The 12468-nt window shown below is 68.2% G+C and carries 12 protein-coding genes; 8 read left to right on the top strand and 4 right to left on the bottom strand.

What is annotated here, in order from left to right:
- Positions 1 to 47 precede the first annotated feature (47 nt).
- Positions 48 to 878, top strand: coding sequence for a tRNA (adenine-N1)-methyltransferase (locus AB0F41_RS21840; RefSeq protein ID WP_357426552.1), 831 nt, complete (start codon positions 48 to 50; stop codon positions 876 to 878).
- 88 nt (positions 879 to 966) lie between these two features.
- On the opposite strand, the gene AB0F41_RS21835 is transcribed toward AB0F41_RS21840, so the two are convergent.
- Positions 967 to 1515: a hypothetical protein gene (locus AB0F41_RS21835; protein WP_357426550.1), complete on the bottom strand. Its 549-nt coding sequence runs from the start codon at positions 1513 to 1515 to the stop codon at positions 967 to 969.
- Between the two features lie 179 nt (positions 1516 to 1694).
- On the opposite strand from AB0F41_RS21835, the gene arc reads away from it, so the two are divergent.
- From arc to AB0F41_RS21820, 3 genes are all read left to right on the top strand, one after another.
- Entirely contained in the window at positions 1695 to 3455 is a 1761-nt protein-coding gene (gene arc, locus AB0F41_RS21830) for a proteasome ATPase (RefSeq protein WP_357426548.1), read from the top strand.
- 113 nt (positions 3456 to 3568) lie between these two features.
- Complete coding sequence (locus AB0F41_RS21825; protein WP_357426546.1) at positions 3569 to 4261, top strand: arsenate reductase family protein; 693 nt, start codon at positions 3569 to 3571, stop codon at positions 4259 to 4261.
- A gap of 88 nt (positions 4262 to 4349) precedes the next feature.
- Complete coding sequence (locus AB0F41_RS21820) at positions 4350 to 5027, top strand: TIGR00266 family protein (protein WP_357426544.1); 678 nt, start codon at positions 4350 to 4352, stop codon at positions 5025 to 5027.
- Positions 5028 to 5052: 25 nt separating this feature from the next.
- Here AB0F41_RS21820 and AB0F41_RS21815 read toward each other — a convergent pair whose 3' ends face one another.
- From AB0F41_RS21815 to AB0F41_RS21805, 3 genes are all read right to left on the bottom strand, one after another.
- Entirely contained in the window at positions 5053 to 5973 is a 921-nt protein-coding gene (locus tag AB0F41_RS21815; RefSeq protein WP_357426543.1) for a helix-turn-helix domain-containing protein, read from the bottom strand.
- 64 nt (positions 5974 to 6037) lie between these two features.
- Complete coding sequence (locus tag AB0F41_RS21810; RefSeq protein WP_357426541.1) at positions 6038 to 7387, bottom strand: DUF3533 domain-containing protein; 1350 nt, start codon at positions 7385 to 7387, stop codon at positions 6038 to 6040.
- 188 nt (positions 7388 to 7575) lie between these two features.
- A complete protein-coding gene (locus AB0F41_RS21805; protein ID WP_357426539.1) occupies positions 7576 to 8787 on the bottom strand; it encodes a DUF418 domain-containing protein in 1212 nt (403 codons plus the stop codon).
- A gap of 91 nt (positions 8788 to 8878) precedes the next feature.
- Here AB0F41_RS21805 and dop point away from each other — a divergent pair, with 91 nt between their 5' ends.
- The 4 genes from dop (at position 8879) to prcA (ending at position 12341) form a co-directional block, all read left to right on the top strand.
- Positions 8879 to 10378 carry a depupylase/deamidase Dop gene (gene dop / locus AB0F41_RS21800; RefSeq protein ID WP_357426537.1) on the top strand — a complete coding sequence of 500 codons (1500 nt, stop codon included), beginning with the start codon at positions 8879 to 8881 and terminating at the stop codon, positions 10376 to 10378.
- A 156-nt stretch (positions 10379 to 10534) separates the two neighbouring features.
- Entirely contained in the window at positions 10535 to 10729 is a 195-nt protein-coding gene (locus AB0F41_RS21795) for a ubiquitin-like protein Pup (RefSeq protein WP_030521323.1), read from the top strand.
- Positions 10726 to 11598: a proteasome subunit beta gene (gene prcB / locus AB0F41_RS21790; RefSeq protein WP_357426535.1), complete on the top strand. Its 873-nt coding sequence runs from the start codon at positions 10726 to 10728 to the stop codon at positions 11596 to 11598. The genes AB0F41_RS21795 and prcB overlap by 4 nt, the downstream gene beginning before the upstream one ends.
- Entirely contained in the window at positions 11595 to 12341 is a 747-nt protein-coding gene (gene prcA / locus AB0F41_RS21785) for a proteasome subunit alpha (protein ID WP_357426533.1), read from the top strand. The genes prcB and prcA overlap by 4 nt, the downstream gene beginning before the upstream one ends.
- Positions 12342 to 12468: the final 127 nt, after the last annotated feature.

The following is a 12468-nucleotide window of genomic DNA, read 5'->3' as shown; positions in this document are numbered from 1 at the left end:
GCGGAGTCAACGGGCCGGGCGTGGACCGAATCGCGGAACGGAGATCCATGACGGCCAGACGGACCGGGCCATTCGTCGTCGGCGACCGGGTGCAGCTCACCGACGCCAAGGGCAGGTTGTACACGGTGCTGCTGGAACCGGGGAAACAGTTCCACACCCACCGCGGGGCCATCTCCCACGACGAGCTGATCGGCGCCGAGGAGGGCACGCTCGCGCACTCCAACAACGGCACGCCGTATCTGGCCCTGCGCCCGCTGCTGACCGACTACGTGATGTCCATGCCGCGGGGTGCGGCGGTGATCTACCCCAAGGACGCGGCGCAGATCGTGCACGAGGGCGATATGTTCCCGGGTGCGCGGGTGCTCGAGGCCGGGGCGGGCTCCGGTGCGCTGACCTGCTCGCTGCTGCGGGCGGTGGGCTCGGAGGGGACGGTGGAGTCCTACGAGATCCGCGACGATCACGCCGAACACGCGGTACGCAACGTGGAGCGGTTCTTCGGCGAACGACCTGCGAACTGGGAGCTGACGGTCGGCGATGTCGCCGGCTACGAGGGGCAGGTGGACCGGGTGGTGCTGGATATGCTCGCCCCCTGGGACGCGCTCCCGGCGGTCGCGAAGGCGCTGGTCCCCGGCGGCGTGCTCGTCGTCTACGTCGCTACTGTGACGCAGCTCTCCAAGGTCGTGGAGGCGCTGCGCGAACAGCAGTGCTGGACCGAACCGCGGTCCTGGGAGTCGATGGTGCGCGGCTGGCATGTGGTGGGCCTGGCGGTACGCCCGGAACACCGGATGCAGGGCCATACGGCCTTCCTGGTGAGCGCACGGCGGCTGGCCGAGGGTGTGGTGACCCCCAAGCCCCAGCGGCGGCCTTCGAAGGGCTGAGGGGTCGTGGCGGCCCAGCTCGCGAAACGGCGGCGGGACCGGGGGCGGCGCGATGTCGCCGGCCCCGGTCCCGCCGTGCGGGTATGCGCTACGCCGCGTTGCAGGGGATCTGGGCGAAGCCGAACAGGACGCACGCGTCCGCGTCGGACAGCTTCCAGGAGTCGTCCTGATGCTGCCAGGTGAACTCGTCCGGCGGCGCGCTGTAACCCCTGGGGCTGGTGATGGTGGTCTGGGCGGTGGCGGTATCGCCGTCGACCGCGACCCCGGTGACCTGGAAGGTGATCCCACGGTAGGTCTGCAGAGCGGCGTTGAGCTGCTCGAAATGGCCGCGGCGCTGTTCACCGTCGACCACCAGGGCGACCTTGTCGTCCACCGGCACATCCGGGTTGACGAAGGTGTCGAGACCGGCCTGTAGGCTCTCCGCGGTGGGCGCGTCCGCGGATTCGCCGTGCTCGTGGTCGTGACCGTCCCCGGCGGCGCCTGTCGAGGCGACGCTGCTGGTCACCGCACTCGTCTCGGCGGACCCGGAGCTGTCGTCGCCGGACCCGCATGCCGTGGATCCCACTGCCAGGGCGACGGCCGCGGCCGACGCCGCGGCGACCCGGGACAACCGCAGTCTCCGTGCGGGAAGGTGCATAGCTGGCAACCTTTCGGCTAGTCGGTGAGCTCGCCCACCGATTGTGGGTTAGGGCAGGCTAACATGGTTTGACCAGCGCGTGGCCGCGGACCATATGTGATCACGACGAAATCATGTCGGACAGCGCAAACGGGTCGCGCCCGGTAGCGTTGGTAGACCGGGACTGGGAGGAGCAGCATATGAGCCCCATCGAGAATTCGGATTCGGCGGCCTGGAGAGAACTCGAGGCAGTACGCGCCGAAGCGGCTGCACTCCGGAGGCAACTCGCCGACTCACCGGATCGCTCACGGGAATTGGAAGCCCGTATCGATTCGCTGACCATTCGCAACACCAAGCTGATGGATACCCTGAAAGAAGCGCGGCAGCAACTCGTCGCGCTGCGTGAGGAGGTCGACCGTCTCGGTCAGCCGCCCAGCGGTTACGGGATTCTGATCGGTGTCTACGAGGATCAGACCGTCGACGTGTTCACCTCCGGCCGCAAGATGCGACTGACCTGCTCGCCGAATATCGACACCAGCACGCTCGCGTACGGCCAGACCGTCCGATTGAACGAGGCGCTGACGGTTGTCGAGGCGGGCATGTTCGACGCCATCGGTGAGATAGGCACGCTACGCGAGGTCCTCGACGGTGGCCGCCGCGCCCTGGTCGTCGGCCATGCGGACGAGGAACGGGTCGTGTGGCTGTCCGGTCCGCTGGCCAAGCTCGCCGATGCCGACGATATGGAGGATCCGGACTCCCCGGTGCGCAAGCTGCGGCCGGGTGATTCGCTGCTGGTCGATACCAAGGCCGGTTTCGCGTTCGAGCGGATCCCGAAGGCCGAGGTCGAGGATCTGGTGCTGGAAGAGGTTCCCGATGTCGGCTACAACGATATCGGCGGTCTCGGCCGGCAGATCGAGCAGATCCGCGATGCCGTGGAGCTGCCGTTCCTGCACAAGGACCTGTTCCGCGAATACGCGCTGCGCCCGCCGAAGGGTGTCCTGCTCTACGGCCCGCCGGGCTGCGGCAAGACGCTCATCGCCAAGGCCGTCGCCAACTCACTGGCCAAGAAGATCGCCGAGGCGCGAGGTGAGGATGCCAAGGAAGCGAAGTCCTACTTCCTCAACATCAAGGGCCCCGAGCTGCTGAACAAGTTCGTGGGCGAAACCGAACGCCATATCCGGATCATCTTCCAGCGGGCGCGTGAGAAGGCGTCCGAAGGCACCCCGGTGATCGTGTTCTTCGACGAGATGGACTCGATCTTCCGCACCCGCGGTTCGGGTGTCTCCTCGGATGTGGAGACCACCGTGGTCCCGCAGCTGCTGAGCGAGATCGACGGCGTGGAAGGGCTGGAGAACGTCATCGTCATCGGCGCCTCCAACCGCGAGGACATGATCGACCCCGCGATCCTGCGGCCCGGCCGGCTGGACGTGAAGATCAAGATCGAGCGGCCCGACGCCGAATCCGCGCAGGACATCTTCTCGAAGTACCTCACCGAATTCCTGCCGCTGCACGCCGATGATCTCACCGAGTTCAACGGCGACAAGGTGGCCTGCATCCGCGCGATGATCGAGCGGGTGGTGGACCGGATGTACGCCGAGAGCGAAGACAACCGGTTCCTGGAGGTCACCTACGCCAACGGCGACAAGGAGGTCCTGTACTTCAAGGACTTCAACTCCGGCGCCATGATCCAGAACATCGTGGACCGGTCCAAGAAGTACGCGATCAAGGCGGTGCTCGACACCGGCAATCCGGGTCTGCGGATCCAGCATCTCTACGATTCGATCGTGGACGAGTTCTCCGAGAACGAGGACCTGCCCAACACCACGAATCCCGACGACTGGGCCCGTATCTCGGGTAAGAAGGGCGAGCGGATCGTCTACATCCGCACGCTGGTCACCGGTAAGAACGCCAGCGCGAGCCGGGCGATCGACACCGAATCCAATACGGGCCAGTACCTGTAAACCGATACCGGTATCCGCCCACCGACACAGGGGCCGCGCTTCCGCCGGAAGCGCGGCCCCTGGCCTGTTCCCGGCCGGACCCGTCCGCCGTTCGCCCGTTCGCCACTGTCCCGGTGCTCGCCGTCGCCGCGGCCGCCGCGATCGTGCTGGTGGCGTCGGCGACCCGCTACGGATATTTCGGCGACGAACTGTACTTCCTGGCGGCCGGCCGGCGACTCTCGTCCGGCTATGCCGACCAGGGGCCGGTGCTGCCGGTGCCGGCCTGGGCGATGGATACCGCCGCCCCCGGCTCGCTGGTCGCACTACGGGGGCCGGCCATCCTGCTGGCGGTGCTGGCGATCGTGGTGAGCGCGCTGATCGCGCGGGATCTGGGCGGCGGGAGGTCTGGCCGGAATGGATGCATATGTAGCGTGCGCCGGGCCGCTACGCTGCGGGATATGAGCTCTCCGGAAACCGAGATCTGGCACAACCCGCGCTGCACCAAGAGCCGCGCGGCCGTGGCGCGTCTGGACGACCTCGGCATCGCCTATACCGTCCGCCGGTACCTGGAAGATCCGCCCACCGCCGCCGAATTGCGCGCGGCGCTGGACCGGCTGGGCGCCGAACCCTGGGAGATCACCCGTACCGGCGAGGACGCCGCCAAGGAGCTGGGAATATCGGGCTGGGGCCGGACCGCGGCGGACCGGGATCGCTGGATCGACGCGCTGGCCCGCCATCCACGGCTCATCCAGCGTCCGCTCGTATTCACCGCCGACGGTCGTGCGGTCGTCGCGCGGGACGAGGATGCTCTGCATTCGCTCGGCTGACCCGGAGGTATTTGCCGGCGGGTAACGGGCCCGGCCGGGTGGGATGGCCCGGTGACCTCGGACGCCCCCGCGGCGGTAGTGTCGGATCATGAAAGTTGAACTGCGGCACAACCCGTCGTCGACGGTGGCGCGGTGTGTCCTGGCGGGTGGTGAACCGGTCCGGGTGGAAACCGGTGCCATGCTGGCGCATTCGGCCGGGGTGAGTCTCGAGGCCAAGGCCGAGGGCGGCATCCTGGCCGGGCTGAAACGGTCGGTGCTGGCGGGTGAATCGTTCTTCGTCTCCACTTTCACCGCGCCCGCGCACGGGGGCTGGGTGGATGTGGCGGCCTCCCTCCCCGGCGATATGCTCGCGCTGCCGATCACGGCGGACCGGCCGCATTTCATCAGCCGCGGCGGCTGGATCGCGAATTCGGCCGGGGTGCAGGTGGAAAGCCAGTGGGGTGGTTTCGCCAACCTGTTCGGGGGCGAGGGCGGTTTCGGCCTGCGGGCGCACGGGCAGGGGGAGGTCGTGATCGGCGTGTTCGGCGCGATCGATGTCATCGATCTGGCAGCGGGGGAGCCGGTGACCATCGATACCGGACATGTCGTGGCCTACGACCTGTCCATGCAGTTCACCATCCGGCGCGCGGTCTCCGGCCGGTCGCTGCAATCGCTGAAATCGGGGGAGGGCCTGGTATTCGATTTCACCGGTCCCGGCCGGGTGATGCTGCAGACGCGCAATCCGCGGGCGTTCGCGTCCTGGACGGCATCGGTCTCGTCGGGGTGACCCCACCCACCCACCCGCGGCGCCTTCAGGCCCGGTCGCGCAGCCATTCGATCGGATCGCCCCAGCCGACGGTCTCCTCGGACAGTTCGCGGTGTAGCCAATACCGGACCTGCTGGCGTCGGTACGCGGCATAACTGAGGACATGGGCGATCACACTGCCCAGGACGAAACTCTCGGGCGGATCGCACAGCGCGTCGATCAGGGTGTCACCCCATCCGCCCCGGCGATCGATCTCGCGCACCGTATCCAGCCACCGCGGTCCCACCTCCGCGAGCCGGGCCGTGAGCGCGGCCGGATCGTCCGCGCCCGGGGCAGGGATATCGGCGCCGTCGATCGCGGCGAGCCAGACTTCTTTGCTCCGGATCAGGTGATGCAGTACCGCGGCGATGGATTCCTCCGGTCCGTCCCACGGCAGCACGACCGCACCGGGGGACCGGTTGTACCGGTACCGGTCTCCGGGCAGCCCGGCGGCCGCCTCCAGCAGCAGCCGGGTGTCCTCGAGGTCGTGGTGCAGCAGCAGTGCCGTCGGGTCCATATCGGACCGTCCTTTCGGTTCGCCCTCCACCCAGAGCGATATGGGCGGATGGAAATGGATCCCGTTGACCGCGGGCAGCCACCGAGGTGCCCGGCCGGTACGCGGCGGGGTCGCGCTCGGCGGATGGCCGAACGCCCGGGTGAACGCCCGGCCGAAACCCTCCACGGTGTCGTAACCGGCGGCGAAGGCCGCCTCGGTCACCGACATGCCTCCGCCGAGTTGCCAGCAGGCGCGTTCGAGCAGTACCCGGCGCCGCAATCCAACCGGCGATTCACCGGTACCGCGACTGAACTGGCGGGAGAAATGAAACGGGGAGGCGTAGGCACCGGCCGCCATCTGCCCGAGTGACGTGTTGTCCTCGTCGAGCACGGCGTCCAGCAGTTCGCGGAGGCGGTCGCGTCGGTTGCGCACTCCTCGAGTGTGGCCGTTCGGCGGCACGATGCGCCCGACCGTTCTTGCGCTGCCGGCCGGTGACTCAGCGACGGTTGCGGCGCTCCAGACCCTTGCGGTCGTAGAGGTAGGTCACCGCCGCACCCAGGATCAGGCCGACGGCGAGCCCGAACAGGCACATTCCGACCCCTCGGGAGAGTCCGGGGTTGCCGTGGGCGTCGAAGTAGAGGATCGCCCGGATACCGAGATAGATCTGGTGCATCGGTTCGAAGGTGGCCAGCCACGCCATGTACTTCGGCGTCGCCTCGAGCGGGATGGTCGCCCCGGCCGACGGCAGGCCCAGCACGATGAACAGGATCAGGTTCACCAGCATGCCCGCCGAGCCGAATACCGCCAGCACCGACAGCGCGGTCACCCCGACGGCGATGATCGCCAGCGTGCTGAACAGGAAGAAGGCCAGACCGTGGTCGAACGGCATATCCAGCAGCGTGCCGATCCCGAGGAAGACGCCGGAGACGATCGGCGCCGCGACCGCGATCACGCCCCATTTCAGCAGCAGTGTGCGCAACCGGGAATGCGGTGCGGTGGGCCGGTGGACGAACCACGGGCCGTATTCGGTCGGCACGAAACCCAGTGCCGAATCGACCATGGTGTGCACGATCATCGCCCCGGTGAACCCGGCCAGCACCACCAGCAGGGTGACGAAGAACGCCGACAGTCCGCTGCCGGTGCCCGCGGGCAGTGGCCGGTACTGGTCGGTGATCACCTCGATCGGTTCGGCCAGTATCAGCCGCGAGGCGCCGGATATCTCGGTGGCGGTGCCGCCGGGAGGTGGGGTCAGCGCGGTGTTCACTGTCTCGGTGAGTTGCCGGCCCACCTCGCTGTTCACCTGGATCAGGGCCTGCCGGGAGACCAGCGCGACGATCTGGGTGGCGTAGGTGCCGGTGCGGGGATTGGTCCAGACGGTGATGGCGGGCTGCTGGATATCTCCGGGCACCACCGCGCCCGCCCCGAGGATCGACAGTCGTTTGGACAGATCGCTGGGCAGCACGATCGCCCCGTAGACCTCGCCGTTGCCGAGCAGCCGCTGTGCCTCCGCGATACCGGTGACCCGCAGATCGACCTTGTCCGCGGGCACCTGCCGGGTCAGGCCCTCGGTGATCTGGTCGCCGATATTGATCGGTGTGCCGTCACGGATATCGCCGTCGTCCTGGTTCACCAGCGCGATCGGGAAATCGTGCAGATTCTTCTCGGGATTGACGACATAGCCGAGGTACATGGTGGCCAGCAGCGACATCAGCAGTGTGACGACCGCCAGCGGCCCGGCCCAGATCCGGATACCGGGCCGGTTCGCCGCGAGCGTCGCGCCGCCCGCGGGGCGGCCGGCCGTCCCGGTATCCGTGCCCGGCTCGTCACCGGTGTCGTTCGACTCCATCTGTCCTCCCTCGATGCCGCGGGTCGCGGGCTCGGGGCGATCGCACCGGGCCCGGCCGCGTTCCATCGTGGCAGTTCGCCGGGCCGGTGCCGGGACAGCACGCTGGTGTGTCGGTCACTGCGCGCACCGGAGGGGTCCGCGGGTGGGCGTCGTCATACCCGGCCCGGTGCGGAGCCCTGCAGGCGTGGCTACCCGGTCGTGGCCGGCGTCCGATGTTCCCCGGTGAGGCGCTGGTAGCTCGCCTGCCAGAGCCATTCCACCGGTCCGCGCGCGAACCGGCGCAGCCACAGATGCGCGAAGCATCCGATCACCACGATCACCACCAGATAGATCGCGACCGTGAACGGCACCCGGGCGCCGGGGGCGAAACGCGCGGCCAGGCCGAATCCCCAGCCGTAGCACAATATCGAGGCCACCAGATTCTGCAGGATGTAGCAGCTGAGCGCGGTCCGGCCGATCTCGGCCAGCCGGTGGCCGGTGAAACCGGCGGTGGGCCGGCGCAGATAGAACTCGGCCACCAGCGCCAGGATCGCGAGCGCGACGAACGGGGCCACCAGGTAGCGGGTGAGCAGTACCAGATCGCCGCCGCCGAGGACCCCGGCCAGCAAGTCGATCGGCGCCGCGACTCCGAATCCGGCGAGCATGAGAAGCCGCCGCAGCCGGGCGCCGTCGGCGCGGAACACACCCGCGTGGAACAGCCGGGCGCCGAGCAGGAACAGTGCAATCGACATCGGCAGGATGAACAGGGCCTCGGCACGGAAGACCAGCGCGTTCTCCGCGCGGAACAGCACCAGATCCCAGAACGACCCGTCCGCGTAAGGATTCGGGGACGGCGTGCTGGAGCCGGTGGAGTTCCCGGGGCCCGCAGTTGTCAGTGCGACCGCGATGAGCCCGATCAGTGTGAGATGGACGCCCAGCATCGTGAGCAGCCATCGCCACTGGGCGCCCGGACCGAGGGTGAGCAGGAATGCCACGATAAGGCCGGTGACGGCGTAACCCATCAGCACATCGAATTCGGCGATCAGCAGGAAATTGAGCAGTCCGTCGAGGAACAGTAGTGCCGCCCGCCACGGATATCCGCCCGGCCACGGCCGTCCGCCGCGCCGGGCCGAGGCCTGCTGGATGGCCAGGCCGATGCCGAACATCACGGTCAGCAGGCCCAGGAACTTCCCCTGGGCCAGCTGCTGGAGGATCTTCTCCGTCCACATCCACGCATCCGTGGGCGAGGTGGACAGCCGGTCGAGATAGCCGGCCATTCCCCGCGGATCGGTGAGGATCCAGATGTTCGTACCGAGCGTGCCGAGGATCGCGAGGCCACGCAGTACATCCAGGGCCACCAGCCGGACCGGCCGCGGCGAAGTGGCTCCGGAAACGCCGGAGTCGGTAGTCGTGCGCGTCATGCTCCGAGGATGTGGCCGCGGACCCGCCACGGCATCCTCCGGAAGTACCACTCAGCGGATGATTCGCGATCCGTCGCCTACTCTCGAACCCATGCAGCGCATCATCGGTATCGAGGTCGAATACGGGATATCCACACCCGCCGACCCGTCGGCCAACCCGATCCTCACCTCTACGCAGGCGGTTCTGGCCTACGCCGCCGCCGAGGGGGTGCCCCGCGCGAAGCGCACCCGGTGGGACTACGAGGTGGAATCGCCGCTGCGCGATGCCCGCGGTTTCGATCTGAGCCGGATGAACGGACCCGCGCCTGTCATCGACGCCGACGAGGTCGGGGCGGCGAATATGATCCTGACCAACGGCGCCCGGCTCTACGTCGATCACGCCCACCCCGAATACTCCGCCCCCGAGGTCACCGACCCGATGGACGCGGTTATCTGGGATAAGGCCGGCGAGCGGGTCATGGAGGCCGCCGCCCGGCACGCCTCCAGTGTGCCCGGTGCGGCGCGGATGCAGCTGTACAAGAACAATGTCGACGGCAAGGGCGCCTCCTACGGCACCCATGAGAACTATCTGATGAGCCGCGAAACTCCGTTCAACGCGGTCATTCTCGGACTCACCCCGTTCTTCGTCTCCCGCCAGGTGATCTGCGGGGCCGGCCGGGTCGGTCTCGGGCAGTCCGGGGACAACGCCGGTTTCCAGCTGTCGCAGCGGTCGGATTACATCGAGGTCGAGGTCGGCCTGGAGACCACCCTCAAACGCGGCATCATCAACACCCGCGACGAACCGCACGCCGACGCCGACAAGTACCGGCGGCTGCACGTGATCATCGGCGACGCCAACCTGGCGGAGATGTCGACGTATCTGAAGGTCGGTACCACCGCGCTGGTCCTGGATCTGATCGAATCCGGCGCGGACCTCTCGGACTTCCAGCTGGCCCGGCCGGTGACCGCGGTTCACACCATCAGCCACGATCCCACGCTGCGTGCCAAGGTCGCGCTCACCGACGGCCGCGAGCTGTCCGGCCTGGAAATCCAGCGGCTCTACCACGAGCGGGTCGCGAAGTTCGTCGAGGTGCAGGGCAACGACGAGCCGCGGGTGCGAGATCTGCTGGACAACTGGTCGATGGTCCTGGACCGGCTGGAACGCGATCCGATGGAATGCGCGGATCTGCTCGACTGGCCTGCCAAACTCCGGTTGCTCGAGGGGATGCGCAGCCGCGAGGGGCTGGGCTGGGCGGCGCCGAAACTGCATCTGATGGATCTGCAGTACTCCGACGTCCGGCTCGACAAGGGCCTGTACAACCGGCTGGTGGCCCGCGGCTCGATGAAACGTCTGGTGAGCGAGCAGCAGGTGCTCGACGCCATGACGCAGCCGCCCACCGATACCCGCGCCTACTTCCGGGGTGAATGCCTGCGCCGGTTCGGCGCCGATATCGCCGCCGCGAGCTGGGACTCGGTGATCTTCGACCTGGGCGGCGATTCGCTGGTGCGGATCCCGACACTGGAGCCCCGGCGCGGGACCAAAGCCCACGTGGGCGCTCTGCTCGACGGTGTCGACACCGCTGCTGAGCTGGTACGACAGCTCACCACCTGATCCGCGTACGGTCGCGGCCCGGCGCCGGGGTGGGCGTTATACGACTACGTGTCGTCCCGGCTGGGTAGTGTTGAAGAACGAGCACAGAGAGCTGCTCACGATTCGTCCGGTACGCACCACGCGTCCGGTCGGTGGAAACAGAGGAGGTCGGCTGCGATGGCACAAGAGCAGACCAAGCGCGCCGGGGGCGGCGACGATGACGAAGGCGTCGACGGCGTAGACGCCGCCGGTCAGGAGCGGCGCGAGAAGCTGGCGGAGGACACCGACGACCTGCTCGACGAGATCGACGATGTGCTCGAAGAGAACGCCGAAGACTTTGTTCGCGCCTACGTGCAGAAAGGTGGCCAGTGACCGCAGGTGACCCCTTGCGTCTCCAGTTGGGGTACGCCCTGTCATCCTTTTCCGAACATCTCCGCCAGCAGGCACCGGATCTATTGCCGAGCAACAGATTCGATGCGCTGAGCCAGACCACCGCCGCCGGGAAACCCGGCGGCGGTGCCGCGGGGGATATCGCACCGCACGGGACCACCGTGGTCGCGGTGTCCTATCGCGGTGGTGTCCTGATCGCCGGCGACCGGCGCTCGACCCAGGGCAACCTGCTGGCCGGCCGCGATGTGGAGAAGGTTCATATCACCGATACCTTCTCGGCGACCGGTATCGCCGGGACGGTGGGCATGGCCATCGAGCTGGTGCGCCTGTTCGCGGTGGAACTCGAACACTACGAGAAGATCGAGGGTGTCTCGCTGACCTTCGACGGCAAGGCCAACAAGCTGTCGAAGATGGTGCGCGACAACCTTCCGGCCGCCATGCAGGGCCTGGCGGTGGTTCCGCTGCTCGTCGGTTACGACCCGCAGGCCACCGATCAGGACCGGGCCGGGCGCATCGTGTCCTACGACGTGGTCGGCGGGCGCAGCGAGGAGCGGTTCGGCTTCACCGCCGTCGGCTCCGGTTCGATGTTCGCCCGGACGTCGATGAAGAAGCTGTACGCCAAGGGGATCGACGCCGACCGCGCCCTGCGGATCGCGGTCGAGGCCCTGGTCGACGCCTCGGACGACGATACCGCCACGGGTGGGCCCGATCTGCTGCGCGGAATCTACCCGACCGCGATCCTCATCGATGCCGACGGTGCTGTCGACGTGGCCGAATCCCGGCTCGAGGAGATCGCGCGCGGTATCGCCGCGGACCGTGAGGCCGCCGAGGAAGGGAGCGCACGGGCATGACCCTGCCGCTGTATGCGTCCGCCGAGCAGATCATGCGCGATAAGACCGAGCTCGCGCGCAAGGGGATCGGCCGGGGCCGCAGTGTCGTGGTTCTCGCCTACGACGAGGGTGTGGTGTTCGTGGCGGAGAATCCCTCGGCCACCCTGCACAAGGTCAGCGAACTCTACGACCGGACCGGTTTCGCCGCCGTCGGCAAATACAACGAGTTCGAGAGCCTGCGCCGCGGCGGAATCCTGCAGGCCGATCTGCGCGGGTACCAGTACGACCGCCGGGACGTCACCGGGCGCGCGCTGGCCAACGCCTACGCACAGGCACTGGGCTCCATCTTCACCGATCAGCTCAAGCCCTACGAGGTGGAGATCTGCGTCGCCGAGGTGAGCTATCCGGAACAGGAACCGGAGTCGGTGCTCTACCGGATCACCTTCGACGGCTCGATCGTCGACGAACGCGAGTACGTCGTGATGGGCGGGACAACCGAACCCATCGTCGCCGCCCTCAAAGACACCTACCGGGCGGGCCTGGACCTCGCCTCGGCGATCGGGGTCGCCGTGGCGGCCCTGCAGGCCAGCGAGGAGAAGGAGAAGCGGAGTCTCGGCGAGGCATCGCTGGAGGTCGCGACCCTGGAACGGGCGCGGCCGCGGCGGGCGTTCCGCCGGATCGGCCGGGCGGCTCTCGAGGAGCTGCTCGGTTCGGCCGGAGAAACCGGAGCCGACACCCCGGAAACGGGCGGAAAGCCCGACTGACCGACCCCGGCGGGCAGAGTCCCGACGCCGGGCATCCAGCCCGGGCCGGGGGGCCGGGGGGGGGGGGGGGGGGCCGGGGGTGGGGGGGGGTCGGGGGGGGGAAATGTTGGGGGGGGGGCCCCGCCCC

Source organism: Nocardia sp. NPDC024068 (assembly GCF_040638875.1).
Taxonomy (GTDB): domain Bacteria; phylum Actinomycetota; class Actinomycetes; order Mycobacteriales; family Mycobacteriaceae; genus Nocardia.
The sequence above is the reverse complement of the archived record's forward strand: the minus strand, read 5'-3'. Positions and strand labels throughout refer to the sequence as shown.

What these genes read in the sequence shown, in the direction of transcription:
- prcA (WP_357426533.1), top strand. Translation starts at nt 11,595, where the DNA reads ATGACCCTGCCGCTGTATGCGTCCGCCGAGCAGATCATGCGCGATAAG.
- AB0F41_RS21795 (WP_030521323.1), top strand. Translation starts at nt 10,535, where the DNA reads ATGGCACAAGAGCAGACCAAGCGCGCCGGGGGCGGCGACGATGACGAA.
- AB0F41_RS21805 (WP_357426539.1), bottom strand. Translation starts at nt 8,787, where the DNA reads ATGACGCGCACGACTACCGACTCCGGCGTTTCCGGAGCCACTTCGCCG.
- dop (WP_357426537.1), top strand. Translation starts at nt 8,879, where the DNA reads ATGCAGCGCATCATCGGTATCGAGGTCGAATACGGGATATCCACACCC.
- arc (WP_357426548.1), top strand. Translation starts at nt 1,695, where the DNA reads ATGAGCCCCATCGAGAATTCGGATTCGGCGGCCTGGAGAGAACTCGAG.
- AB0F41_RS21810 (WP_357426541.1), bottom strand. Translation starts at nt 7,387, where the DNA reads ATGGAGTCGAACGACACCGGTGACGAGCCGGGCACGGATACCGGGACG.
- AB0F41_RS21820 (WP_357426544.1), top strand. Translation starts at nt 4,350, where the DNA reads ATGAAAGTTGAACTGCGGCACAACCCGTCGTCGACGGTGGCGCGGTGT.
- AB0F41_RS21835 (WP_357426550.1), bottom strand. Translation starts at nt 1,515, where the DNA reads ATGCACCTTCCCGCACGGAGACTGCGGTTGTCCCGGGTCGCCGCGGCG.
- AB0F41_RS21840 (WP_357426552.1), top strand. Translation starts at nt 48, where the DNA reads ATGACGGCCAGACGGACCGGGCCATTCGTCGTCGGCGACCGGGTGCAG.